Below are 23,541 nucleotides of genomic sequence, written 5' to 3'. Positions count from 1 at the left end.
GGCGTCTATTTGCAGGCCAGCATGAGAAATTCCCGATTGCCGTCCCCGCCGGTGATCGGGCTCTCCTGCCAGTGGGCGATGCGCAAACCGCAGGCCTGGCAGGCCATGCGTATCTTGTGCTCCACCTCGCTGTAGCGGGCTGGATCGCGCACCACGCCGCGCTTGTCCAGCGCGCTGGGCTCCAGCTCGAACTGCGGTTTGACCAGAGAGATAAGATGGCCCTGGGCCGGTAGCAGGGCGGCGATTTCCGGCAGGATCAGCGTTTGGGAGATAAACGACACGTCCATGATGGCCATCTCGATGGGAAATGCTTGCAGTACCTCCCGCAAGGCGGCCGAGGTGCTCATGTGGCGTGCGTTCAAGCCTTCCAGGCACACTACCCGCGGGTCCTGGCGCAGCGCTTCGGCCAACTGGTCATGGCCTACCTCGACACCCACCACATGGCGGGCACCGTAGCGTAGGGCACAGTCGGTAAAACCACCGGTGGACTGACCCACATCCAGCACCCCCTTGCCCTCCAGCCGCATACCCAGCGTGGAGAGCGCCCCCTCCAGTTTGAGCCCGGCCCGGGAGGCGTAGCGCTCCTCGGGGTCCTCCTCGACGCGCAGTGATGTGTCGGCGGGCCACTTTTCGGAAGGCTTGGTGAGCGGGGTGCCGTCGGCCAAGAAGACACGCCCGTTCTTGATGAGGCGCTGGGCGCGGGTGCGTGAGCTGGCCAGCGCCTGGCTGACCAGCAGTTGATCGAGTCGTATCATGGCGGGGTATCAGGATATTTGAAAGACCGCGCATTATGTCATGTTGCGCCTGGCTCTGCCTGCAGCTCGGTGGGTGGGATTCGCGTGGCCCCCCAACTACGATGCAGATAGCCCTTGACGCGCTCCAGCTCCTCCTCGCTGACGGTGGCCAGTTTGCCGCTCTCCAGAGGGTCGTAGTGGTAGATGTATAGCCGTGAGAGAAACTGCTCGAAGGGCAGTGACGCCTCACCGAAGCGCTCGCCGTTGCCAGCCGTGCTGACCTTCAGCCCGTCTCCCCAGTCCTGGCCGCTATCGTTGTTGGGGTTGTAGAAGTAGACGCGCATGACATCGCTGGGGTCGAGCGAGGCGCGCAAAATGGTGATGGCGTGCCAACCGATGAAGCGCGCAGCGCTGTCCGTGACCGCAATGCCGGCAGGCTGGGGGTGGATCAGCGGCTGATTACCGTTGTAGAAAGGGTGATAGCTGGCGTAGAAGTGGCGAATGAAGGTGTCGACGTCGTCCAACTGCCCGGTGGCCACGTCCACATTGATGCTGAACCCTCGGCCAGACCACCAGCCGTGAAACTCAGGATTGACCCAGCGGTGCGGGTCGCCTTCCCGGCCGATGCAGCGTCGGCCCATTTCCGCATAAATGCGATCCAGGTGCGGGACGACGACCAATGACACAGGGTCGAGGTCGAGGGGCAGCTCGCTGGCCAGGCCTGCCACGCTCTCCTGGGAAGAGATGGGCTGGCCTTCGAAATGCATGATGATTTCATCGTCTCGGGCGGCCCAGGTCACCATCTGGAGCAGGTAGTCCGGGTCGTTGTAGGCCCACATCGACAGCGCTCGCGCCGATTGGCAGGTAGGGTTGTTGCCTTGGCCCACACCCAGCGGTAGCCCCAGCATGCACAGCACACCCTCGATCAAGCGTGCTCTGGGCGATGCCGTATCGCCATACGCCAGCGTCAAGCGCGAGATGGCCCAGTCGGAGAGCGGCAGGCTAAGCTGCCGCCACATGGCGGGAGCCACCGGCGGTTGATAGAGAATCCCGCGCTCCAGCAGTAACGCCAGACCATAGACGGCTTGGGCGGTGGCAGGGTAGACGCCGCTGCGAATCAAGGTGTGCGCCAATTCGCGATAGCACAGCAGGCAGTCGCGCCCCGTGGACGAAAGCCCCAGCGCTTCGGAAAGCAGCTGGTCGGCTTCTTCCAGCAGGAAGCGCAGCAGCACGGCATGGTAGGGCGATACGAGGCCGGTATCGTGCATGGCGCGTGCAAAACCGGTGGACTCCGCTTGAAGCGTCGCGTGGTCCATGCGCTCCAGGCGTGCCTGGTATATCTCGATGCCAGGGTCTTCTCGGCAGGCTTGGGTGGGCCCATAGAGCGAGCTGACCAACCGGTCGGCGCCTTGGCCGCTGGCGCCCAGGTCGATCTCCGGGTTGGCCTGGCACAGCGCGATCTGGGTGATCATCTGCTTGATCGAGTCGACCTGGATGGGCCGCTGCTTGAGAATCCGCCAGATTTCATCGATCAGTTGATCGATGACGTGCTCGTGCCCGACCCGCTCGGCCAGGTGCTGAAACAGCTGGCGTGGAATGGTCGCCAGCCGCCCTTGGGTTTCGCGCTCGGCCTCGCTGGGGGCATTGAACAGCAGGCCCAAGTTGATGGCCATGACCTGGGTAAGGTAGTGATGGGCGTGTTCTGGCGATACCTGTGGATGCTCGTAGCCTCCCTTGGCTACCGCCAGCAGCCGCAGTTCACTCAGCGTCTCGATCACCACCACATTGGCATCGGCGCTTTTCAATGCAAAGGGCGTCAGGGTCGGGATCAGGTACTGCGGTGTGTCCCAGTCCGAGCCGGCAAACACGCCTGCGGCTTCGAAGCAGGCAGCGCGTGCTTCCAGCGCTGCGCAGCCTCCGCTGAGCATCAGGATGCGCCTGGCGGTGTCCATCACACGGGGTAGCTTGGCCAGCTTGGAGACGGCGGGAGCCTGGGCAAGCAGCGCCACGGCTTCATCGAACTTGCTCAGCAGCCCATCGAGTTTGCCTTCTTCCCCCTCAGGGGTGGAACGCTGATTGGTCACGCTGACTCCTTATCCCGGCAAGGGGGAGAGTTAAACATAGAAGTCGAGTGCTTCCTGGCGTTTGAGCAGGTCGCGAAGCGTATGAGCATCGTCACCTTTGAAATAGACCAGCCCCCAGTGGGTGCCAAACGCGGTGCGCTTGGTGACGGTCTCTTCGACGGGTGGGGTCAGCTCATGGGACTCGAAGTAGTCATGATCTTCGGTCTCTTCGGGTATCTCCAGGCGGCTGACCACGCGGCGGCGTGGATAGACGCCAAAGCAGCCCGCAAACCCGTTGGCATCGACGATCTCCTTGGGAAAGAACTCGGCCACTTCTTCTGCCGTGGCTTTGGGGTCGAAGACCAGCATCGACGCTTGATAGGCGTTGAAACCATAGACGCGCTCAAGGAGTTCGAACACCTTGAATCCTGGCGGACGATAGGCGACTTCACCAAAGTACATCTCGCCATCGCTGGTGACGAAATACTCCGGATGGATCAGGCCAAACTCGATATCGAAGGCCTTGATCAGTTTTTCGATCTGGGCGGTGATCTGCTGGCGATACTGCTCGAGCTCCGGCGAGGCGGGAACGAACACCGAATAGCCCAGCGTGACGTATTCCGAAATGTTCAGGAAGGCGATCTTGCCGTCGTGAATCCACGCTTCCACGGCAAATTCCCAGCCATCGAGGTGCGACTCCATCAGCACGGGAAACTCTTCGTCCGGAATGGTATCCACCTCGTCCGGGGTGCGGATGACGCGGTGCCCCAGGCAGCCCGCCTTGTCGAACGCCTTCAGGTGGATTGGATCGTTGGGGTCGCCGTCCAGCTTGAGCAGGGTCTGGTTGACCCGCTTCAGAAAACGGATGACATCGTCTCTGTCGTGGGCCTCTTCGAAAATGCCCACGCGGATTCCGCCCAGTTGGGCTCGCCGCTTCATCAGCGCCTTGTCACGCAGGAGCAGGGACTGGCCGTAAAGACGGGGGTTGTCGAGCAGCACGGAGTTGATGGCACCGGCCCATTCGACGGTCTCCTCGAACAGCGGGATGGCGACATCCACGCCTTTTTCCTTGAGGGTCTCGGCAATCTCCATGGAGCGATCGTTGAGGCGCTCGAAGTTCCAGGGAACGTAGGGGATGTCGTGTTTCTGGCAGTGCTCTTCTGCCCAGTCGGGGGCAACCACGATGTAGCGCCGGTCGAATTGCTCGGCCGCTTCGATTGCATTGAGGCTCCAGCCGAGGAGGGCGATATAGCCCTTGTTGGGATCCTTCTGCATGGTGGTGACTCCTGTTGGGTAGATGAATGATCGTGCCAACCACTCACCTCACCATACACGACCCAAGCGACCCGGGGCTAATTAGCACCCACTGAAGGGCGGGAGGGAATTAGTGGGCATTGATGATGTCTGCTAAGGGGCTGCCCTGTGAGTGTGGTAGGCTACCCCGTTGTTGGATACGTTCAAGCGTCAAGAGGAACAGGCCAAGATGGCGGCCAAGCCGATCTACCGTGTGGTGGTTCACCAGCAGGGTGAAATTTGGGATTTATACGTAAGAGAGATCTTTCAGAGCGAACTCTGGGGCTTTATTGAAGTCGAGGAGTTTGTCTTTGACGATGCGTCGCGAGTCGTGGTGGATCCAGGAGCGGAAAAACTGCAGCGTACCTTCGAAGGCGTCAAGCGCAGCTACCTGCCGCTCAATGCCATTGTGCGCATTGACGAAGTAGAGCGTGAAGGCCCCTTGAAGGCAGTGAAAAGTGATGCTCGCGTCGCAGAGTTTCCTCGTCCCTTCCCGTTACCGCCCAGGGGGGAAGGGTAAGCGCCCAAGAACGCGCAACGCTATAGCGATACGCAGGCTGGCTTCGTCGGTCAGCTGCGTTTTTATGATCAGGACATGACGTCATGCAAGTAGAGAAATTTCGCAGGAATTGTTACGCCGCCGCCATGGGCGTGCTGTTGAGTGCCAGTGGTCATTCAGCGTTTGCTCAATCCGATAGCCAAGCCTGGGTCAGTGACGAGCTGAGCACCTATGTGCGCAGTGGGCCCACGGATGGCTATCGCATTGTGGGAACGCTGAATGCGGGTGAGCAGGTAGACGTACTGGAAACCAGCGGGAACTACACCCGAGTGCGCAGCAACAGCGGCGATACCGTGTGGGTGCTGAGCAGCGAACTGCAGCAAACGCCCAGTGCTCGTCAGCAGTTGCCTGAGCTTCAGGCGCAGGTGGAAGAGCTGACCCAGGAGCTTGACGGCATCAACGATACCTGGGAGCAGCGGGTCTCTTCGATGACGGAAACCCTGGATGTCCGTGAGCAGCGCATTGCCGAGCTGGAAGCGCGTAATCACGAACTGGACGCCCAGTCCGAGCAGGCTCGCCGTCAGGTGCGTGCGCTGCAGGCCCGCCTGGATACCCAGGAAGAGGATCTGTTGATGCGCTACTTCATGTACGGCGGGGGTGTGGCCGGTGCAGGCCTGCTGGTGGGGCTGGTCGTGCCGCACCTGCCGCGTCGCCGCAAGAAACGTGACCGCTGGTTCTAAGCGTCTTGCTGGTCATCATCCATCACGGCCTGACGAGGTAAGTACCATGGACAACCCCTGGCGGTTGCGCTGGCAGGAAGGGCGCATTGGCTTTCATTTGGCGGCAACGCACGCCGCGCTGCCGCAGTACTGGCCCGAGCTGGGGGTGGAGGAGGGCGCCAAGGTCTTGGTGCCGCTGTGCGGCAAGAGCCTGGATATGCGCTGGCTGGCCGAGCAGGGGCATCCGGTGCTGGGCGTCGAGCTGGCCCCGGAAGCCATCGAGCAGTTTCTGGCCCAGCGGGAAGAGGGCGTTTCACGCTACCGCCAGTCAGGTTTCGAGGTGTTTCGTCAGGGGAGTGTCGAGCTTTGGTGCGGGGACTTCTTTCATCTGCATATCAAACAGGCTGCCGAAGTCGGGGCCTTCTATGACCGGGCGGCGTTGATTGCCCTGCCACCCGCCACTCGTGAGCGCTATGCGTTCCACCTGGCACAGCTGATACCGCCTGGTGCCAAGGGATTGCTCGTCGCGCTGACCCATCAGGAAGGCGAAGCAGGGCCGCCCTTCAACGTGCCCGACCACGAAATAGAGCGCCTGCTGGCGCCCAACTTTCGCGTTGATCGGCTCTCTACGGAGCCTGCCGATGAGCGTGGCCGTCGCGAGAGCCTTTGGGCACTGGAGCGGCGCGGCCCTCGCGTGTGAATTGACCCAGGTCAGCGCGCCAGCAGGCGGCCCAGTTCCGGGTCGCTGAAGGCGCGGTTCAAACCATCGCTCAACAGGTCGTTCAGCATGCGGGTATTGCTGTCTTCACCAGGTTTGATGGCGTAGCCCTGCGTACGGCGTGAGGTATAGGTGCCGGTGTAGGTCGTGCCCTGATGCTGCGCAATGGCGCGGAAGACACCCTCGATACGGGCCTCGTCGATGAGCGGCTGGCCGCTATCGCCCCGCAGGTAGGCCAGGCTGGCGAGTTCCAGCGTCAGAGTGGGGCGGCCTTGGGCGGTTTCCCGGGTGGGGTTGAAGCCCATGTCGCGCACCGCACGCTCTGCTTCGGCCTGAAGTTTCGGAATCAATTCATGTCGGTTGACGGTGATTTGCGCCGTCGACATGCTGCCGCCTGCCCGTGTGCCAATGACTTCACTGGGCCGGGCATCCACGGCCACCACGGTCACCTGCTGCCCGGAGCCTACCTGCGGCACGTTGGCCGTGCGGGAAGGGTTCAGCTGCAGGAACTGGGGGCTGGCGCAGCCGGCCAGCAGGGCGGTGGCCAACAGCGCACCGGAAATACGTAAAAAATGACGCCGACGCATACAACTCTCCACACTCTACTTGTTTGGGGCGTAACTTGCTTGGATAGTAACCTGATTGGGTAGTCACTTGCCTGGATAGTAAAAGCCTGTCGTAACAAGGCATTGCTGTCCAGGGTCGGTACAGTATAGCCCTGCTGCGACAGGCGAGGCCAGCGGCTTACGTGACCCGGCTAGGCTGCGGCTGGGGTGCGGTGTCTTCCTTGAAGCGATGCCACTGGCGCGGATGCGCAAACAGCCGCTGGCCGCGCTGCAGGTTCAGCCGTTCGAAGTCGGCATGACGCACGGTGGCCAGCCAGGGCTTGGCAAGCCAGTCCGCCTCCAGCTCGACCCGTACTTCGGCCCCCACAGGGGAAAGCGCGGTGACCGTGACAGGCAGGTGGCTTTCCGGGCTGGGTGCTTCAGCCAGGCGCACTTCGTGGGGGCGCAACAGCAGCTCTTCGTCACCGTCTGGCAGGTCTACCTGCAGGCGCGCATCTCCGCAGGTCAGCACACCTTGCTGCACGCTGCCCTCCAGGTGGTTCACGTCACCGAGGAATTCGAACACAAAGCGGTTCTTCGGCGAGCGGTAGAGGGTTTCCGGCGTGTCGATCTGTTCGATACGGCCATTGCTCATCACCACGACGCGATCCGAAAGCTCCAGCGCCTCTTCCTGGTCGTGGGTCACGAATACGCTGGTGAAGTTCAGCTCATCATGAAGGCGACGCAGCCAGCGGCGAAGGTCCTGACGTACCTTGGCGTCCAGCGCGCCGAAGGGCTCGTCCAGCAGCAGCACGTCGGGTTCTACGGCCAGTGCCCTGGCCAGCGACACACGCTGCTGCTGGCCGCCCGAGAGCTGCGCAGGCAGGCGGTTGGCCAAATGCTGGAGCTGAACCATTTCCAGCAGCCGAAATACTCGTGCACGAATCTCGCCGCTGGAGGGGCGACGCTTGCGCGGCATTACGGTCAGGCCAAAGGCCACGTTGTCGTAGACGCTCATATGGCGAAACAGCGCATAGTGCTGAAATACAAAACCGATGCGCCGGTCACGCACGTGCACATGGGTGACATCGCGATCGCCAAACAGAATTTTACCGGGCGTTGGCGTGCGGTCAGCGCTCTCCAGCCCTGCAATGATACGCAGCAGGGTCGTCTTGCCCGACCCGGAGGGGCCCAGCAGGCCGACCAGCTCGCCCTCATGAATGTCCAGGTCGATGGGTTCGAGGGCCTGGGTATTGGCAAAATGCTTGGCAATATTCTCTAAGCGAATACTCATACGAGTGCCTCCCGGCGCGATGCGCGCCATTCCAGGCCTGCCTTGGCCGCAAGGGTTAACAGGGCAATCAGCGCCAGCAAGGCCGCGCTGGCAAATGCCCCCACGGCGTTGTAATCCTGATAGAGCTGTTCGAGGTGCAAGGGCAGCGTATTGGTCTGCCCGCGAATAGCCCCTGAGACCACGGAGACCGCGCCGAATTCACCTACCGCGCGAGCATTGGTGAGGATGATGCCGTACAGCAGTGCCCAACGGATGTTGGGTAGTGTCACGCGCCAGAACGTGGTCCAGCCTGAGGCGCCCAGGGTCACGGCGGCTTCCTCTTCGCGGGAGCCCTGGGCCTGCATCAATGGAATCAGTTCACGAGCGACGAAGGGGCAGGTGACGAAGATGGTGACCATCAGAATGCCGGGCCAGGCAAACATGAGCTGAATGTCATGGGTGTCCAGCCAGCTGCCGATCCAGCCATTGCGGCCGTAGAGCAGCAGGTAGATCAAACCGGCCACGACTGGCGAAACGGCAAAGGGTATGTCGATCAGGGTTTGCAGAATGCGGCGGCCGGGGAAGCTGAAGCGGGTCACCAGCCAGGCCAGCGCGACGCCAAAGACCAGGCAGACCGGAATGGTCATCAGCGCGATGACCAGCGTCAGGCCGATGGCGTGGAGGGTGAAGGTATTGGTCACGTTGGCCCAGAACACCGCCACGCCCTGAGAAAAGGCCTGAGCAAAAATGGCGACCAGCGGCAGCAGCAGAAACAGCGCCGACAGCAGCAGGGCGCTGACAATAAGTACGCGCCGCACCAGCGGCGCATCCCCTACGCGATGCATTAGCCTTTTCCTCCATGCAAGCGGCGCACGAAGCGCCCCTGCCAGATGTTGATGACCAGCAGCAGTGCCAGCGACACGAACAGCACCACCGAGGCGATGGCCGAAGCGCCTGCGTAGTCGTACTCCTGAAGCCGAACGAAGATCATCAATGCCGTGATCTCCGTTTCGTAGGGCATGTTGCCCGCGATGAAGATGATCGCCCCGAACTCGCCTAACGAGCGCACGAACGCCAGCCCCGTACCGGTGACCAGCGCTGGCCACAGGTGGGGCATGATCACCCGGCGAAATGCCACGCTGTCGGTAGCACCCAGCGACATGGCGGCTTCATCGATCTCGGCGGGCAGGTCTTCGAGTACCGGCTGCACGGTGCGCACCACGAAAGGAATACTGGTGAAAGCCATGGCCAGGGCAATGCCGACCCAGGTATAGGCGACCTGAAAGCCCAGCGGTTCGAGCAGGCGGCCCATCCAGCCATTGCCGGCATACAAGGTGGCCAGGGTAATGCCCGCCACCGCCGTGGGCAGGGCGAAGGGCAGGTCCATCAGCGCATCCAGCAGACGCTTGCCGGGGAACTCGTAGCGCACCAGCACCCAGGCCAGCAGCAGCCCGAAAACGGCGTTGACCAGCGCGGCCACGGCGGCAGCGCCAATGGTCACGGTGTAGCTGGCCACCACGCGGCCATCGGTGATGATGGCCCAGTACTCGCTGAGGCTGAGCCCCGCCAGTTGGCCAAACAGCCCGGTGATGGGCAGCAGCAGTACCAGCGAGATAAACAGCACGCTGATACCCATGGAAAGGCCAAAACCCGGCAGCACGCGTGTGCTGCCGGATCGCCAGAATGCAAGTTGGCTCATGGGGCTCCGTTAACGACGTTGCAGTTGATCGAGCAGTGCGCCGCCTTCGAAATGGGCTTCCATGGCTTCTTCCCAGCTACCAAACACGTCTTCGACCTGAAGCAGCTCGGTCTCGGGGAACTGGTCGGCAAACTCGGCCACGACGGTCTCGTTATGCACACGGTAGTTGAAGCCCGCCAGCAGGCGCTGAGCCTCTTCGCTGTAGAGGTACTCGAGGTAGCTCTGGGCCAGATCGCTGTTGCCGTTGCGCTCGGCGTTGGGGCCGACCACGGCGACCGGGAATTCGGCCAGGATGCTGACCGGCGGCACGATCACTTCATAATCGTCGCTGCCGTATTCGGTACGGATATTGTTGACTTCGGACTCGAAGCTGATCAGCACATCGCCAATGCCGCGTTCGATGAAGCTGGTGGTGGCACCACGACCGCCGGTGTCAAATACCGCGACGTTGCGCAGGAAGGTGCGCATGAAGTCCTGAATCTGCTCGTCGTCACCGTCGAAAGCCTGATCGGCGAAGCCCCAGGCGGCCAAATAGGTGTAGCGGCCATTGCCGGAGGTTTTCGGATTCGGGAAGACCATGCGGACGTCTTCCTGTACCAGGTCGTCCCAGCTCTCGATGCCCTTGGGGTTGCCCTTGCGCACCAGGAACGCGGTGGTGGAGTAGTAGGGTGACGCATTATTGTCGAACGCCTGCTGCCAATCTTCCGCGACCAGGCCTGCATCCGCCAGCGCTTGAACGTCGGTGACCTGGTTATAGGTCACTACATCGGCGCGCAGACCCTGCAGAATGGCCCGTGCCTGAGCCGAGGAGCCGCCGTGAGACTGGCTGATGCCGATCTCTTCGCCGTGCTCTTCCTGCCACCAGGCTTGGAACTCAGGGTTGATGGCCGAAAAAAGCTCACGGGCGATATCGTAGGAAGAGTTGAGCAGCTCACGCTCCTGGGCCACGGCGCTGGTGGAGAGCGTCATGCCGGCAACGGCGGTGCCGACGGCAGCGGCGAGCAGGCTGCGGCGCAGTCCATTACGAAGCAGGCTGGTGCGAAGTTGAGTATGGCGTGTCATGGCAGGCTCCTGATAGCAGGGGGCGACATAGTCGCGATGGTGCTAAGGTTAAACCTGTCATTGTGGAATTACAATTGTGTTTTATATTCTATTTGTGAATATATGAGGAAGGTTAGGCAATGATGCATGCCTTTCATACCGCTCAAGGGCACCATCCTTGCGTGGGGCTGGGCGCAGCGCTCTGGTAAGATAGCGCGATACCGTTAATCCGCGCTAAGGACCCCATGATGAGCACTGCCCAGGATTTCTTGATTGCCCCTTCCATTTTGTCGGCCAACTTCGCCCGTTTGGGGGAAGAGGTAGACAACGTTCTGGCCGCCGGTGCAGACGTGGTGCACTTCGATGTCATGGACAACCACTACGTGCCCAACCTGACCATTGGCCCAATGGTCTGCAAGGCGCTGCGCCAGCATGGCGTGACCGCGCCCATCGATGTGCACCTGATGGTCAAGCCGGTGGATCGCATGATCGGTGATTTCATCGACGTGGGCGCGAGCTACATCACCTTTCATCCCGAAGCCTCCGAGCATATCGATCGCTCTTTGCAGCTGATCCGCGATGGCGGCTGCAAGGCCGGGCTGGTTTTCAACCCGGCAACGCCGCTTTCCTATCTCGATTACGTGATGGACAAAGTGGATATGGTGCTGTTGATGAGCGTCAACCCGGGCTTTGGTGGGCAGTCGTTCATCCCGACGACCCTCGACAAGCTGCGCGAGGCGCGGGCGCGGATCGATGCTTCGGGCTTGCCGATCCGCCTCGAGATCGATGGGGGCGTCAAGGTGGATAACATCGCCGAGATTGCCGCTGCCGGTGCCGATACGTTCGTGGCTGGCTCGGCCATTTTCAATGCGCACCAAGCCAGCGACCCCCACGGATACGATAGCGTCATTCAGCAGATGCGAGCTGCGTTGGCCAGCGTCCGCTGATCGAGGCAGGCGCTCAATGTAACTTCATGCGTGGCTTGAGGTAGCGGTTCAGTTTATCTACCAGCCAGGCAAGACCCGTCTTTGGCGCGCCATGTATCGACAGCTGATGCATACGATACAAGGAAGCATACGCCTGGCGCGCCAGCCAGCCCTCCAGAAACAGCCCGCGAGAAGCGGAGCTGCGCATCAGGTTGCCCACCGCATCGTAGCGTGCCAGCGATACCAGTGAGCCGTGGTCACGGTAGTGAAACGCGGCCAGGGGTTTCTGTTCCAGGCAATTGATCAGGTTCTTCGCCAGTACCTTGGCCTGCTGATGGGCGGCCTGGGCGCGGGGCGGCACGGTGGCATCCTCGCCTTGTGGGCAGCTGGCGCAGTCGCCCAGGGCAAAAATGGCAGGGTCATCGACGCTTTGCAGGGTTTGGTGCACGGCGACCTGATGGCGCTTGTTGGTAGTGAGCCCCTGCTCGCTGAGGAACTCGGGCGCCTTGATGCCCGCGGCCCAGACGTTCAGGTCGGTATCGATGACTTCGCCATCATTGGTGACCAGATGATACTCCTTCGCTTCCTGAATGGCCGTGTTGACGTGCACGGTGACGCCAAGGCTTTCCAGCTCCTGCTGTACAGTGCCGCTGATGCGTTCGGACAAGCCCGGCAGCAGGCGCGGCGCGGCCTCGATCAAGTGTACGCTGATGGATTGGTGGTCCACCGCCGTCACCCCGTAGGCGTTCAACAGACGTGAGGCATCCAGCAGCTCCGCCGACAGCTCTACCCCTGTGGCGCCACCGCCGACGATACCGATGGTGAGCTGGGTATGTTGGCGCAGCGATGGGTCGGTGTAACGCAGGAAGGTGTTGATCATGTCCCGTTGGAACGCCTTGGCCTGTTGGGGCGAATCGATGAAGTGGCAATGCTCGGCCACGCCCTGAGTGCCAAAGTCGTTGGAAACGCTGCCCAGTGCCAGCACCAGGTAGTCATAGGTGATCTGCCGAGCGGGCAGCACTTCTTCGCCCTCTTCATCGACGATGGCCGCCAGGTGAATCACCTTCTGTTCACGATCCAGCCCGCTCAGCGAGCCCCGCTGGTAGCGATAGTGATGGGCGGTGGAGTGGCCACGATAGTCCACTTCGTCCATGCTCGAGTTCAACACGCCGGTAGCCAGCTCATGGAGCAGCGGTTTCCAGACATGGGTAGCGTTACGGTCCAGCAGCACGATCTCGGCGCGTTTTTTCTTGCCCAGCGTGTGCCCCAGCTTGGTGGCGAGGGCCAGGCCTCCGGCGCCGCCGCCCACAATCACGATTCGGGGAGTGGCCATTACTCTCTCCTTGGCTAATATAGCCTCAGCATAGAAGCTTCCACGCGGTATGGGTAATCGCAGGCCGATAAGATGATAAAATTGATCGAGATTATCGCGTCCAGTGCCATGACCAAGGAGCCCGTGTGCATACCATTCTGCAGCAGAAGCAACTGATCGCCTTCGACCTCGATGGCACCTTGATCGATTCCGTGCCCGACCTGGCCGTGGCCGTACAGCAATCCATGCGGGAGATGGCGCTGCCGCTGCCCGATGAGCAGCAGGTGCGCCACTGGGTAGGCAACGGTGCACAGGTGTTGGTGGAGCGCGCACTCAGTTGGGCGACTTCGTCAGCGCCGGAGCCGGGGCTTGTCGAGGCTGCGCTGGCGGCGTTCATGCGCCATTATGCGGCGGCGCCCAACGCACGCACCGTGCTGTACCCGCACGTGGCGCAAGCGCTGCAGCAGTTGCATGACGCAGGCTTCACGCTGGCACTCATTACCAACAAGCCCGAGCGCTTCATTGCGCCCATTCTGGAGCATTTCGAACTGCTGGCGCTGTTTGCCCACTGCGTGGGTGGCGACTCGCTGCCAGAGAAAAAGCCCAGCCCCGCACCGCTGCTACATATCGCACGTTTGTTGGACGTTGCGCCGAGTGCCTGCGTGATGGTCGGAGACTCACGCCACGATATCGAGGCCGGCAAAGCGGCGGGTTTTGCCACGGTGGCGCTGCCTTACGGCTACAATCATGGCGACCCCATCGAACAGAGCCAGCCAGATGTGCTGATCGAGTCCTTGGCTGAGCTGATCGGCTCTGACGCTTAGGCGTCAGTGATCGGCGCGGGCGCCCCCCAGCGCCTCATGAAGCAGCTCGGCGTTGTGCAGCAGCAGGGCAGGGTAATTGTAGGCAGGGCCATCGGCCTCGCTGAGCGTATCGATGTAGAGCGGGCCTGCCAGGGCCAGGCCTGACTCTCTCGCCAAGGCGTCCATGTGAATGTCGGGCACCGTGCTTTCATAAAAGAGCGCAGGCGGACGCTGCTCGGTGAGGTGCTTGCTCATGGTCTCCATGGCCGATGCGCTGCCCTGGGTTTCGCTATTGAGGCCCCAGATGGCGCTGTACTCGAACTCGTAGGCGCGGGCAAAGTAGCCCATCGAGGCTTCGCTGGTGATGAGGGTGCGGTTGGTCTGCGGGATGCCCTGCAGACGCTCTCGCACCTGCTGGTCCAGCGCCAGCAGGGCTTCCCTGGCTTCAACGGCGCGTTGCTGGAAGGCGTCGGCCTTGCTCGGGTAGCGTTCGCTCAGCGTCTCGGCAATCACATCGAGGTAGGCGGCAGCGCCCTTGGGGTCCATCCACATATGCGGGTCGGGGTTGCCCTTGTACTGGCCCATGGGAATGGTCAGCGGTGACATGGCCGCGTTTTCCGCCAGAGCAGTCAGTGTCAGTGTGTCATCCGCCATGGCCTGTACATGGCGCAGCCAGGGCTCCAGGCCATAGCCGTTGTAAAACACGATATCGGCCTCTTCCAGGGCCAGCACGTTGGGGGGCGTCAGTTCCCAGCGGTGAACATCCTCACCGGGCGGTACGATGGTCACGATGCGCACGTCACTGCCTGCCACGCGTTTCACCAGGTCCTCGATGATCGAGAACGATGCAATCACGTTGATGGTGGCGGTCGCGAAGGCGGGAGGGGCAGCAAGCAGTGCCAAGAGCAACAGCGTGATCGTCCCAGGGAATCGCCTATCCATGTCACGCTCCTAACCCGTTAAAAAAACAGCAGATCATAAAGAGTGTTGGGCAGTGTTGCCAGTGTCGGCCACTTCCTATGCAGGGTAGTCGATGAACGCTGCCCCGCCTATTCAGCGAGTGGCAGGGGTGTCCTGTCGCCCTGGCATTAGTCACCGGTAGCCACTGCAAGTAGGCCTTTGGTTGGGGTATCATGCCAGGCACGTAGTTCTATGGGTGTCATGGAGTAAGTGGGACGATGGCGAAGGCAATGCAACGGGTATTGATGGTCGATAATTACGATAGCTTCACCTTCAACATCGTCCAGTACCTGGGGGAGCTGAATGCCGATGTGATGACCTACCGCAACGATGAGATCACGTTGGCGCAAATGGAAGCGCTGGCGCCTACCCATCTGGTGATTTCGCCGGGGCCATGTACCCCGAATGAGGCGGGCGTCTCGCTGGCTGCCATCGAACACTTCGCGGGCCGACTGCCCATTCTGGGGGTTTGTCTGGGTCATCAGGCCATCGGGCAGGTATACGGTGGTAAGGTGGTGCGCGCTCCTCAGGTGATGCACGGCAAGACGTCTGCGGTGGTACATGGTGGAGCCGGGGTGTTTGACGGTCTGGAAAATCCGCTGGAAGTCACGCGCTACCACTCGCTGGTGGTCGACCAGCACAGCTTGCCCGACTGCCTGGAAGTCACCGCCTGGACCGCAGAGAGTGACGTGACGCCGGGGCTCATCATGGGGTTTCGTCACCGTACCCTGGACGTCGAGGGCGTGCAGTTTCATCCGGAGTCGATACTCACGCGCCAGGGCCATGCGTTATTGGCCAATTTCTTGCGACGCGGCTGATCGCCAAATTCATACGCTTTAGGGGCTTATCTGTTCATGCAAATGCGAGACGCAATTAACGCGGTGATGCGCCGCGAAGACCTCTCTTTCGATGCCATGCACGCGTTGATGCGCCAGATCATGACCGGCGAGGCCTCCGATGCACAAATTGGCGGCCTGTTGGTGGGGCTGGCCATGAAGGGTGAGAGCGCCGAGGAGATCAGCGCCGCCGCCCAGGTGATGCGCGACCTGATGAAGCGCGTCACGCTGCAAGCCGATAACGTGGTGGATATCGTCGGCACCGGTGGTGACGGCGCCAATCTGTTCAATGTCTCCACGGCGGCCAGTTTTGTGGCGGCTGCAGCCGGTGCCCATGTGGCCAAGCACGGTAATCGCAGCGTTTCCTCGTCATCTGGCAGTGCGGACCTGTTCGATATCGCGGGCATCTACCTTGATTTGAAGCCGGAGCAAGTGGCGCGCTGTATCGAGCAGGTGGGGGTCGGCTTCATGTTTGCCCCCAACCACCATCCGGCCATGCGCTATGCGATTGGGCCGCGTCGTGAAATGGGCGTGCGCACGCTGTTCAATATTCTTGGCCCGTTGACCAACCCGGCCGGTGCGCCCAATCAGGTGCTGGGCGTGTATTCCGCCGAACTGGTGCCGCTGATGGCCGAAGTGCTGCGCAAACTGGGCAGTCGCCACGTGATGGTCGTCCACTCCGATGATGGCCTGGACGAAATCTCCCTGGCAGCCCCCACCCAGGTGGCCGAGCTGAAAGAGGGCGAGATCACCCGCTACACCATTACCCCCGAAGCGCTGGGCATCGAGCGCCAGAGCCTGGCGGCGCTGAAAGCCACCAGTGCCGAAGATAGCCTGCGGCTAGTAAAGGCTGCCCTGAGTGGCGAAGGCGCAGCGGCAGATATCGTGGCCCTGAACGCCGGTGCCGCGCTCTACTGTGCCGGCATAGCCGACAGCTTGAAAGAGGGCGTGATGGTGGCCCAGGATGCGCAGGCCTCCAAATTGCCCCTCGAAAAGCTCAGAGAGCTTTCGCACTTCACCAGTGTTTTCAAAGGATGATCAATGCCATGACAGAGCAGGCTACTCCCACCATTCTCACGCGCATTCTGGCTCGCAAGGACCAGGAGGTCGCCGAGCGCCAGCAGGCGGTTTCCGAACAGGACCTGTTGGCACTGGCGGGTCAGCAGAGCGCGCCGCGCGGCTTCATCGAGGCGTTGAATCAGCGCATCCAGGCGGGTGACCCTGCGGTGATTGCCGAAGTGAAGAAGGCGTCCCCCTCCAAGGGAGTCATGCGCGAGAAGTTCCATCCTGCCGACATCGCCCGCAGCTATGCCCAGGGCGGCGCCGCTTGTCTGTCGGTGCTCACGGATGCCGACTTTTTTCAGGGCCACGAAGATTATCTGATCGCCGCGCGGGATGCCTGCGAACTGCCGGTCATTCGCAAGGACTTCATTACCCACGGCTATCAGGTGACGGAAGCGCGAGCCATTGGCGCAGACTGTATCCTGCTGATCGTGGCGGCGCTGGACGATGCGAAGCTTCGGGACCTGCATCAGCAGGCCAACGCCATGGGCATGGACGTGCTGGTCGAAGTGCACGATGCCGATGAACTCGAGCGTGCTCTGGCGCTGAATCTCAAGCTGGTCGGCATCAATAACCGCAATCTGCATACCTTCGATACCAGCCTGGATACCACACTGGACCTGCTGACGCGCATTCCGGACAGCGTCACCGTGATCACCGAATCGGGGATCCATACCCGTGACGATGTGGAGCGCATGCGTGATCACGACGTCAACGGTTTTCTGGTAGGGGAAGCCTTCATGCGTGAAGAGGACCCGGGCCTTGCATTGAAGCGTCTGTTCTTCTGATCCTGCGGGTCGAACAAGCGCGGCGGAAAGCGGTTTTCAGGAGAGCTGCCGATGTTTCAGCGTCGCCTGCTGGTGGCACTGCTGGTGTTGATCATGCTGACCCTCGCTCAGGGCGGCGTGGCCGTGTGGGCCATCGACGGCGCCCGGCAGAAGGTAGAGCTGGGCAGGCTTTCCAGTGACCTTCACGCGGGTTTTCTGGCGTTTTCCGACAGCAAGAACCAGCTGCGTACCTGGCTGGCCAACGCTCAACAGGGCGGCCAGCCTGCCGACGTGCAAGAGCGCGATTTCATTCTTCACGAGATGCACTCCCATCTTGAGCGCTTGCATGTCAACAGCGACCGCCTGGCGGCCAGAATGCAGCCCTCCAGTGAGCTGACGGCTGCGCTGGTCGAGGAGCGCCAGGCGGCGCTGGCGACCTTCGATAAACTGTTTCACGCCCTTGAGCGGGCAGTACTGGCGACCTCCATGATCCCGGCTGCGGAGCAGTTCGAACTGGTCGATAGCCAGGGCCTGCGCATGGTGCTCTACGATGCGCTGGCCCGGGAGCGCACGCTGCTGGCACAACAGCGCAGCGACGCCGACCACTCTCTGCAGCAGCTGATCACCCTGGCGATTGGCGCCACGCTCACCTTGATGCTGACCATCATGGCCGTGTTCGGCTATTTTGCCCGCGCCCTGCAGCGGCCCATCCTCGAGCTGGTAAACGGCGCCCAGGCGTTTCAGCGCGGTGATCTTGCCCATCGGCTGGATGAGCGCATGAGCGATGAGTTCGGCCATGTCGCTACCCGCATGAACCTCATGGCCGACGAGCTGCGACAACATCGCCAGACAGAGCAGGACCGCCAGCAGCATTTGGAAGATCTGGTGGCGGTGCGTACTCGGGAGCTGGCCACGGCGCTGGATAGCTTGCGCCAGCTGGGTCAGCAGCGCCAGCAGCTGCTGGAGGATATCAGCCACGAGCTGCGCACCCCCACCACGTCGATTCGTGGTGAAGCCGAGATCACCCTGCGCGGCGGCATGCGCAGCGAAGCCGAGTACCGCCAGGCCCTGGAGCGAATCGCCAGCGATGCCAAGCGGCTTTCGGACGTGATCAGCGACCTGCTGACCATGGCGCGCAGCGATATCGTCGAGTGGCAGGTGAAACGCCAGCTGCTGGACCCCCGCGTGCCGCTGGCCGATGCCATGGAGCAGGCTTCGACGTTAGGCAGATTGCGTGGTATTGCCCTCCATGGAGACGTCACAGCCCAGGCCACGGTGCTGGGAGACCCTCAGCGGTTACAGCAGATATTCGGTATTTTGCTGGATAACGCCGTGCACTATTCCCATGCGGGGGGCATGGTGGAAGTGAGCGCTACCACTGAGGTGCTGCAAGGCAAGCAAGTGTGGGCATTGCGGGTGCGTGATGATGGTATCGGGGTGGCGGAAGATGAACTGCCGCGGCTGTTCGAGCGCGGCTACCGCGGCGTGAAGGCGCGTTCGCACCGCCCCGATGGGCAAGGCGTCGGGCTGGCCATTGCCATGCTGTTGACGCGTTTACATGGAGGTACGCTCAGCCTGGGGGCAGCCCCTGCAGGCGGCTGTGAGGCGCTGCTGCAACTGCCGGTGCACGCCCAGGCTGGCCCCGCGCTGAGCGTCATGAGGTAATCAGGATGCATATAGTCGTCATCGAAGATGACCCCAGGATTCGCGACTTCTTGAGCAGAGGCTTGGCGGCCGAAGGTTATCAGGTAGAAGCGTTCAGTGAAGGGCAGGTGGCGCTGCTGCACCTCGTGCAGTGTGCCCGGGAGCCCGATCGGCAGCCGGTGGTCATTCTGGATCGGCTGTTGCCGGACATTACCGGCACCGATATCTGTCGCAGTTTGCGCACGGCGGGGGTGGCGTTTCCCATCCTGATGCTGACCGCGCTGGACAGCATCGAGGACCGTGTCTCGGGCCTGGAGTCCGGGGCCGACGACTATCTGGTCAAGCCGTTTGCCTTCGAGGAGCTGCTGGCGCGCATTGCCGCCCTGCAGCGCCGTTCGTGGGGCCATCCGGCTAGCCAGGAAGTGAACGAGCTGCGGGTGGGCGACCTGTGCCTGAACCGTGAGCAACGCAGCGTGACCCGGGGTGGCCAGCGGATCGAGCTGACCCCCAAGGAACTGGCAATCCTCGAACTGCTGATGAGCACGCCCGGCAAGCTGTACAGCCGAGAGCGGATCCTGGCCAGCGTATGGGGAGCCCACGAAGATCCGCTGACCAATATTGTCAATGTCTACATCCGTCGGCTGCGAAGCAAGCTGGACGTGCACGGCGCCGGGGAGTCGTTGATCACGACCCAGCGTGGTTTTGGGTACCGTCTGGACCCCGCGCCCTCCCCGTGACAACGTGGTTATTCACCTTGTATTAATCTAAAACTCGCGCTCTGTTAATACTCTGGTGACCTGAATGTAAGTGTTGGCCCCGTATAGTGAACGGCATCCCTGTTGCATGTCACGTCGCAACAGCTGTAACCGTCGAACACACCACGGAGACGACACCATGTTGAAAAAAATCCTACTCGGTACTGCACTAGGGCTTGGCGCCGCTTCTTTGGCCCAGGCCACCGAAGTGACCCACCTGGGGGGAGACATTACCCCCGAGCAGGTGAAGCAAGCTCAGCAGGCGTGGGGTGAGGCGCTGGTGGCGATTGCCACCACCTATGAAAACGACGGCATCGATGCGGCCCGCGAACTGGCCAGCACGATCATCGATGAAGCCTATGGCTATGAGATGGGCCCGGTACTCTTCAAACCCACGCTGGCCAGCGAGCCACAAACCTTCCGTACCACGGCTGACGGTGCGTTGGCCTACTTCGTGGGCCATAGCGATGAGTTTGCAGAAGACAGCGGCTTCGCGCTGAAAGGCTGGCAAGCGGTTGAGATCGACAATGCGGCCATTTTCATCAGTGGTGATACGGCCCTCACCATGGGCCATGTGGCCATGACCGACAGCGATGGTAACGTCACCACGGTCGACAAGACCTGGGGCTATCAGTTGGATGACGAGGGCAGTCTGCGCATCGTGCTGCACCACTCTTCGCTGCCTTATCAGCAGGAAGAGAGCTAACGGATTAGCGGCGAACGCCGGAAAACCAAAGGGCCTGCTGGAGACAGCAGGCCCTTCGCGTTGCGGTTCGAGGCGGTTATTGGCTACGCAGGCAGTGGAGCAGCGCCTGAAGCGGATGAGCCAGCGTTTGCGCTGAGTAACGCTTCACCTGGCTACGGCACGAGTACCCGGTGGCGAGCAACTTGCCTGCGTTCTCTTCGGCCTCTACCTGAGGCTGCCAAGACTGGGCGTAGATGGTTTTGGAGGTGGCGACGTTACGGCTTTCATGGCCGTAAGTACCCGACATGCCGCAGCAGCCCGTGGTGGCCAGCTCCAGCTGCAAGCCAAAGGCAGCAAACACCTGCTGCCACGCTTTGGGGCTGCCCGGCGCGTTGGTTTTTTCGGTGCAGTGGGAAAGCAGCTTGTAGCCCGGGTCATTCAGCTTCACCGGGCTGGGATTGAGCGTGTTGACACGGGTAGCCAGCCACTCCTGCAGCATCAGCACCGTGGGCACCTGTTCGCTGCCCAGCGCTTTGACGTACTCCTGGCGATAGGTCAGCGTCATGGCTGGGTCGATGCCTACCATGGGCACGTCGAACTCGCTCAGCGCCCTCAGGCGTTTGGCCTGCTTGGCCGCTGTGCGCTCGAAGGCACCTAAAAAGCCTTGTACGTGGAGCGGCTTGCCGTTGGCGGAAAACGGCATCACGAACACGCGCAGGTTCAGCCGCGACAGCAGCTCTACGACATCCATCACCAGCCTGGCTTCGAAGTGAGTCGTGAACGCGTCCTGCACGATGATCACGCTCTGCGCGCGCTGCTGCTCGGTGAGCAGGGCCAGTGACGTAGGCGTGGCTTCCGCCACCCCCCAGGCGCGCAGCTGCTTTTTCACGCTGGCGCGGGAGAGCGTGGGGGAGTCGCTGATACCGAGCCCTTTGTGCATCAGTTGGTTGACCCAGCGCTGCCCCAGGACGGCGTTGTATAGAGGGGCGATCCTGGTCAGCGCGGGCAGCATGAACTCGGTGCCCCCGATCACGTAATCGCGCAGCGGGCGCAAATAGCGGCCGTGATAGACCTCCAGGAACTGCGCGCGGAACTGAGGCACGTTCACCTTGATCGGGCACTGGCCTGCGCAGGATTTGCACGCCAGGCAGCCTGCCATGGCATCGTACACTTCGTGGGAGTAGTCGTGGTGCTGCTGACGGCTGAGGGTGTTCATCACTCGCTTGGGAAAGCTCTTGATAAAGCCCCAGCTGCGTTCTGCCTTCTTCTTGCGCGACTCTTCGACCACGTCGATGCCTGCCTGAGACTGCAAGCGCAGCCATTCACGGATCAGGCTGGCACGGCCTTTGGGAGAGTGTCGGCGGTCGCGGGTGGCCTTCCACGACGGGCACATGGGGTCGTCCACATCGTAGTTGTAGCAGGCGCCGTTGCCGTTGCAGTAAACCGCTGCGTCGTAGGCCTGCCAGGCGCGTTCGTCGATGGTGCGGTCCAGCTGGCCGCGCATCGTTACGCCATCCACGCGCAGCAGTTCCGGGTCGCTCTGCTTGGCGATCAGCGGGGCATTTTCAGCGGGCGAGGCGATCTTGCCAGGGTTGAGCTGGTTATGCGGGTCGAAGGCCGCCTTGATCTGCTGCAGGCAAGGGTACAGCTCACCAAAGAAGGTGGGGCCATACTCCGAACGCACGCCCTTGCCATGTTCACCCCACAGCAGCCCGCCATATTTCTGGGTCAGGGCGACCACTTCATCGGAAATCTCCCGAATCAGCGCTTGCTGCTCGGGGTCTTTCATGTCCAGTGCCGGGCGCACGTGCAGCACCCCCGCATCCACATGGCCGAACATGCCGTAGGAGAGCTGGCGAGCATCCAGCGCCGCGCGGAACTCGGCGATGAACTCGGCCAGGTGTTCCGGCGGCACGGCGGTATCTTCCACGAAGGGTAGCGGGCGCTTTTCCCCCTGCACATTGCCCAGCAGGCCCACCGAGCGCTTGCGCATGGCGTAGACTTTCTGAATTTGCGGGCGGCCTTCCGCCAGGGTGTAGCCCAGCCGCTCGACGCGGGTGTCCTGGCCAAGGTGCCGGGTGAACGCCGCCACTCGCTCGGCCAGCGTATCGGCGTCATCGTCGTTGAACTCGATCAGGTTGATGCCCTGTATGGGCGTGCTGCCCGCCGGGAAGAACTCGGCCACGCTGTCCCAGACGAAATCTTCCATGGCCAGCTGCAGCACGGTGTCGTCCACGGTCTCGATGGAGGTAGGGCGGGCGCTACTGGCCATCAGCGCCTTGGCATCGCGCAGCGCATCCATGAAGCTGGCATAGCGAACGTTCACCAGCGTTGCGTGCCTGGGAATCGGCAGTACGTTCAGCACCGCCTCGTTCAGGAAGCCCAGCGAGCCTTCGGAGCCACACAGCAGGCTGTTCAGGTTGAGTTGGCCGTCCTCACGCAGATGGGCCAGGTCATAGCCGGTCAGGCAGCGGTTGAGCGGGGGGAACTTGGCGTCGATCAACGCCTTCTGCTGGTCGATGATGGTGGCAGCGGTACGGTGTACTTTCCCCAGTACGCCTTCCTCGGCCAGTGCTTGCTGCTCCTCTTCCTCGCTCAGCGGGCGGCTGTGCAGGTGCTGCCCACCGAGCAGGATGGTATCCAGCGCCAGTACATGATGGCGGGTCTTGCCGTATTCGCAGCTGCCCTGGCCGCTGGCATCGGTGGAAATCATGCCGCCGATGGTGGCCCGATTGGAGGTGGACAGTTCGGGGGCGAAAAACAACCCGTGGGGTTTCAGAGCGGCGTTCAACTGGTCCTTGACCACCCCGGCCTGCACCCGCACCCGCCTGGCCGCCACGTCGATCTCGAGGATCTGGTTCATGTGGCGGGAAACGTCCACCACGATGCCGTCGGTCAGCGATTGGCCATTGGTGCCGGTGCCGCCACCTCTGGGGGTCAGCACCACTTCCCGGTGGGGCAGCTCGGCAGCCAGCTTGGCCAGGCGCTCCAGGTCTTCGGCGTGCCTGGGGAAGACCGCTGCCTGGGGCAAGCGCTGATAAATCGAGTTGTCGGTGGCCAGCACGGTGCGGTTGGCGTAGTCCGGGGCGATTTCGCCCTCGAAACCGCGGGCGCGCAGGGCGTCGAGGAAGCGGACGTAGTGGCCCTTCAAACGTTCAGCGGGGGCCGTGCGGGTATCCAGGGATGCAATCATGGTGAATCGAGCCG

22 protein-coding genes are annotated in these 23,541 nt (G+C 61.9%); 11 read left to right on the top strand and 11 right to left on the bottom strand.

Going from position 1 to position 23,541, the window contains the following annotated elements; translation table 11 throughout:
* Positions 1-5 precede the first annotated feature (5 nt).
* The 3 genes from LG409_RS11600 to LG409_RS11590 are packed head-to-tail and all read right to left on the bottom strand — an operon-like array spanning position 6 to position 4,072.
* Entirely contained in the window at positions 6-755 is a 750-nt protein-coding gene (locus LG409_RS11600) for a TlyA family RNA methyltransferase (RefSeq protein WP_227406709.1), read from the bottom strand.
* A gap of 38 nt (positions 756-793) precedes the next feature.
* Positions 794-2,818 (bottom strand): hypothetical protein, encoded by a 2,025-nt coding sequence (locus LG409_RS11595; RefSeq protein ID WP_039181018.1) that lies wholly within the window; start codon positions 2,816-2,818, stop codon positions 794-796.
* Between the two features lie 30 nt (positions 2,819-2,848).
* Positions 2,849-4,072, bottom strand: a complete 1,224-nt coding sequence (locus tag LG409_RS11590) for an ATP-grasp domain-containing protein (RefSeq protein ID WP_144983771.1) — start codon at positions 4,070-4,072, stop codon at positions 2,849-2,851.
* A 208-nt stretch (positions 4,073-4,280) separates the two neighbouring features.
* Here LG409_RS11590 and LG409_RS11585 point away from each other — a divergent pair, with 208 nt between their 5' ends.
* The 3 genes from LG409_RS11585 to LG409_RS11575 all read left to right on the top strand — a co-directional run bounded on the left by LG409_RS11585 (position 4,281) and on the right by LG409_RS11575 (position 6,008).
* Entirely contained in the window at positions 4,281-4,610 is a 330-nt protein-coding gene (locus LG409_RS11585) for a DUF1820 family protein (RefSeq protein WP_009100748.1), read from the top strand.
* Between the two features lie 83 nt (positions 4,611-4,693).
* On the top strand, positions 4,694-5,329 hold the full coding sequence (locus LG409_RS11580; RefSeq protein WP_039181012.1) for a TIGR04211 family SH3 domain-containing protein: 636 nt from the start codon (positions 4,694-4,696) through the stop codon (positions 5,327-5,329).
* A gap of 46 nt (positions 5,330-5,375) precedes the next feature.
* Positions 5,376-6,008: a thiopurine S-methyltransferase gene (locus tag LG409_RS11575; protein WP_039181010.1), complete on the top strand. Its 633-nt coding sequence runs from the start codon at positions 5,376-5,378 to the stop codon at positions 6,006-6,008.
* A gap of 11 nt (positions 6,009-6,019) precedes the next feature.
* Here LG409_RS11575 and LG409_RS11570 read toward each other — a convergent pair whose 3' ends face one another.
* The 5 genes from LG409_RS11570 to cysP all read right to left on the bottom strand — a co-directional run bounded on the left by LG409_RS11570 (position 6,020) and on the right by cysP (position 10,605).
* Positions 6,020-6,613 carry a YajG family lipoprotein gene (locus tag LG409_RS11570; RefSeq protein ID WP_016914402.1) on the bottom strand — a complete coding sequence of 198 codons (594 nt, stop codon included), beginning with the start codon at positions 6,611-6,613 and terminating at the stop codon, positions 6,020-6,022.
* Between the two features lie 157 nt (positions 6,614-6,770).
* Positions 6,771-7,865 (bottom strand): sulfate/molybdate ABC transporter ATP-binding protein, encoded by a 1,095-nt coding sequence (locus tag LG409_RS11565; RefSeq protein ID WP_039181007.1) that lies wholly within the window; start codon positions 7,863-7,865, stop codon positions 6,771-6,773.
* The gene (gene cysW / locus LG409_RS11560) at positions 7,862-8,689 is read right to left on the bottom strand and encodes a sulfate ABC transporter permease subunit CysW (protein WP_016914400.1); all 828 of its coding nucleotides are present in this window, start codon (positions 8,687-8,689) and stop codon (positions 7,862-7,864) included. The genes LG409_RS11565 and cysW overlap by 4 nt, the downstream gene beginning before the upstream one ends.
* On the bottom strand, positions 8,689-9,543 hold the full coding sequence (cysT, locus tag LG409_RS11555; RefSeq protein ID WP_016914399.1) for a sulfate ABC transporter permease subunit CysT: 855 nt from the start codon (positions 9,541-9,543) through the stop codon (positions 8,689-8,691). Before cysT ends, cysW begins: the two co-directional genes overlap by 1 nt.
* Positions 9,544-9,552: 9 nt before the next feature.
* Positions 9,553-10,605: a thiosulfate ABC transporter substrate-binding protein CysP gene (cysP, locus tag LG409_RS11550; protein ID WP_319799321.1), complete on the bottom strand. Its 1,053-nt coding sequence runs from the start codon at positions 10,603-10,605 to the stop codon at positions 9,553-9,555.
* A gap of 227 nt (positions 10,606-10,832) precedes the next feature.
* On the opposite strand from cysP, the gene rpe reads away from it, so the two are divergent.
* Positions 10,833-11,531 carry a ribulose-phosphate 3-epimerase gene (gene rpe / locus LG409_RS11545; RefSeq protein ID WP_227406708.1) on the top strand — a complete coding sequence of 233 codons (699 nt, stop codon included), beginning with the start codon at positions 10,833-10,835 and terminating at the stop codon, positions 11,529-11,531.
* A 13-nt stretch (positions 11,532-11,544) separates the two neighbouring features.
* Here the strand turns inward: rpe and LG409_RS11540 are convergent, their stop codons facing one another.
* Positions 11,545-12,843, bottom strand: coding sequence for an NAD(P)/FAD-dependent oxidoreductase (locus LG409_RS11540; RefSeq protein WP_227406707.1), 1,299 nt, complete (start codon positions 12,841-12,843; stop codon positions 11,545-11,547).
* A gap of 125 nt (positions 12,844-12,968) precedes the next feature.
* On the opposite strand from LG409_RS11540, the gene LG409_RS11535 reads away from it, so the two are divergent.
* Positions 12,969-13,646, top strand: a complete 678-nt coding sequence (locus LG409_RS11535; protein ID WP_039180995.1) for a phosphoglycolate phosphatase — start codon at positions 12,969-12,971, stop codon at positions 13,644-13,646.
* 3 nt (positions 13,647-13,649) lie between these two features.
* Here the strand turns inward: LG409_RS11535 and LG409_RS11530 are convergent, their stop codons facing one another.
* Positions 13,650-14,567, bottom strand: a complete 918-nt coding sequence (locus tag LG409_RS11530; RefSeq protein WP_227406706.1) for a metal ABC transporter solute-binding protein, Zn/Mn family — start codon at positions 14,565-14,567, stop codon at positions 13,650-13,652.
* 236 nt (positions 14,568-14,803) lie between these two features.
* Here LG409_RS11530 and LG409_RS11525 point away from each other — a divergent pair, with 236 nt between their 5' ends.
* From LG409_RS11525 to LG409_RS11500, 6 genes are all read left to right on the top strand, one after another.
* Positions 14,804-15,403: an anthranilate synthase component II gene (locus LG409_RS11525; RefSeq protein WP_186299151.1), complete on the top strand. Its 600-nt coding sequence runs from the start codon at positions 14,804-14,806 to the stop codon at positions 15,401-15,403.
* A gap of 36 nt (positions 15,404-15,439) precedes the next feature.
* Positions 15,440-16,459 carry an anthranilate phosphoribosyltransferase gene (gene trpD, locus LG409_RS11520; protein ID WP_227406705.1) on the top strand — a complete coding sequence of 340 codons (1,020 nt, stop codon included), beginning with the start codon at positions 15,440-15,442 and terminating at the stop codon, positions 16,457-16,459.
* 8 nt (positions 16,460-16,467) lie between these two features.
* Positions 16,468-17,271 carry an indole-3-glycerol phosphate synthase TrpC gene (gene trpC / locus LG409_RS11515; protein ID WP_096923433.1) on the top strand — a complete coding sequence of 268 codons (804 nt, stop codon included), beginning with the start codon at positions 16,468-16,470 and terminating at the stop codon, positions 17,269-17,271.
* Positions 17,272-17,322: 51 nt separating this feature from the next.
* Positions 17,323-18,915, top strand: coding sequence for a sensor histidine kinase (locus LG409_RS11510; protein WP_227406704.1), 1,593 nt, complete (start codon positions 17,323-17,325; stop codon positions 18,913-18,915).
* A gap of 5 nt (positions 18,916-18,920) precedes the next feature.
* Positions 18,921-19,631 carry a response regulator transcription factor gene (locus LG409_RS11505; protein ID WP_039180981.1) on the top strand — a complete coding sequence of 237 codons (711 nt, stop codon included), beginning with the start codon at positions 18,921-18,923 and terminating at the stop codon, positions 19,629-19,631.
* Positions 19,632-19,788: 157 nt separating this feature from the next.
* Entirely contained in the window at positions 19,789-20,355 is a 567-nt protein-coding gene (locus LG409_RS11500; protein ID WP_039180979.1) for a phosphoribosyl-AMP cyclohydrolase, read from the top strand.
* A 76-nt stretch (positions 20,356-20,431) separates the two neighbouring features.
* On the opposite strand, the gene ydiJ is transcribed toward LG409_RS11500, so the two are convergent.
* Complete coding sequence (ydiJ, locus tag LG409_RS11495; protein WP_227406703.1) at positions 20,432-23,527, bottom strand: D-2-hydroxyglutarate dehydrogenase YdiJ; 3,096 nt, start codon at positions 23,525-23,527, stop codon at positions 20,432-20,434.
* Positions 23,528-23,541 lie beyond the last annotated feature (14 nt).

This window comes from Halomonas sp. NyZ770, from assembly GCF_020616575.1.
Taxonomy (GTDB): domain Bacteria; phylum Pseudomonadota; class Gammaproteobacteria; order Pseudomonadales; family Halomonadaceae; genus Vreelandella; species Vreelandella hamiltonii.
This window is presented reverse-complemented; position numbering and strand designations above follow the sequence as displayed.

Coding starts and splice junctions, on each gene's coding strand:
- cysT (WP_016914399.1), bottom strand. CDS start 9,543: ATGAGCCAACTTGCATTCTGGCGATCCGGCAGCACACGCGTGCTGCCG.
- LG409_RS11585 (WP_009100748.1), top strand. CDS start 4,281: ATGGCGGCCAAGCCGATCTACCGTGTGGTGGTTCACCAGCAGGGTGAA.
- trpC (WP_096923433.1), top strand. CDS start 16,468: ATGACAGAGCAGGCTACTCCCACCATTCTCACGCGCATTCTGGCTCGC.
- LG409_RS11540 (WP_227406707.1), bottom strand. CDS start 12,843: ATGGCCACTCCCCGAATCGTGATTGTGGGCGGCGGCGCCGGAGGCCTG.
- LG409_RS11565 (WP_039181007.1), bottom strand. CDS start 7,865: ATGAGTATTCGCTTAGAGAATATTGCCAAGCATTTTGCCAATACCCAG.
- LG409_RS11575 (WP_039181010.1), top strand. CDS start 5,376: ATGGACAACCCCTGGCGGTTGCGCTGGCAGGAAGGGCGCATTGGCTTT.
- LG409_RS11500 (WP_039180979.1), top strand. CDS start 19,789: ATGTTGAAAAAAATCCTACTCGGTACTGCACTAGGGCTTGGCGCCGCT.
- rpe (WP_227406708.1), top strand. CDS start 10,833: ATGAGCACTGCCCAGGATTTCTTGATTGCCCCTTCCATTTTGTCGGCC.
- LG409_RS11510 (WP_227406704.1), top strand. CDS start 17,323: ATGTTTCAGCGTCGCCTGCTGGTGGCACTGCTGGTGTTGATCATGCTG.
- LG409_RS11525 (WP_186299151.1), top strand. CDS start 14,804: ATGGCGAAGGCAATGCAACGGGTATTGATGGTCGATAATTACGATAGC.
- LG409_RS11590 (WP_144983771.1), bottom strand. CDS start 4,072: ATGCAGAAGGATCCCAACAAGGGCTATATCGCCCTCCTCGGCTGGAGC.
- ydiJ (WP_227406703.1), bottom strand. CDS start 23,527: ATGATTGCATCCCTGGATACCCGCACGGCCCCCGCTGAACGTTTGAAG.
- LG409_RS11530 (WP_227406706.1), bottom strand. CDS start 14,567: ATGGATAGGCGATTCCCTGGGACGATCACGCTGTTGCTCTTGGCACTG.
- LG409_RS11505 (WP_039180981.1), top strand. CDS start 18,921: ATGCATATAGTCGTCATCGAAGATGACCCCAGGATTCGCGACTTCTTG.
- trpD (WP_227406705.1), top strand. CDS start 15,440: ATGCAAATGCGAGACGCAATTAACGCGGTGATGCGCCGCGAAGACCTC.
- LG409_RS11570 (WP_016914402.1), bottom strand. CDS start 6,613: ATGCGTCGGCGTCATTTTTTACGTATTTCCGGTGCGCTGTTGGCCACC.
- LG409_RS11600 (WP_227406709.1), bottom strand. CDS start 755: ATGATACGACTCGATCAACTGCTGGTCAGCCAGGCGCTGGCCAGCTCA.
- cysW (WP_016914400.1), bottom strand. CDS start 8,689: ATGCATCGCGTAGGGGATGCGCCGCTGGTGCGGCGCGTACTTATTGTC.
- LG409_RS11580 (WP_039181012.1), top strand. CDS start 4,694: ATGCAAGTAGAGAAATTTCGCAGGAATTGTTACGCCGCCGCCATGGGC.
- cysP (WP_319799321.1), bottom strand. CDS start 10,605: ATGACACGCCATACTCAACTTCGCACCAGCCTGCTTCGTAATGGACTG.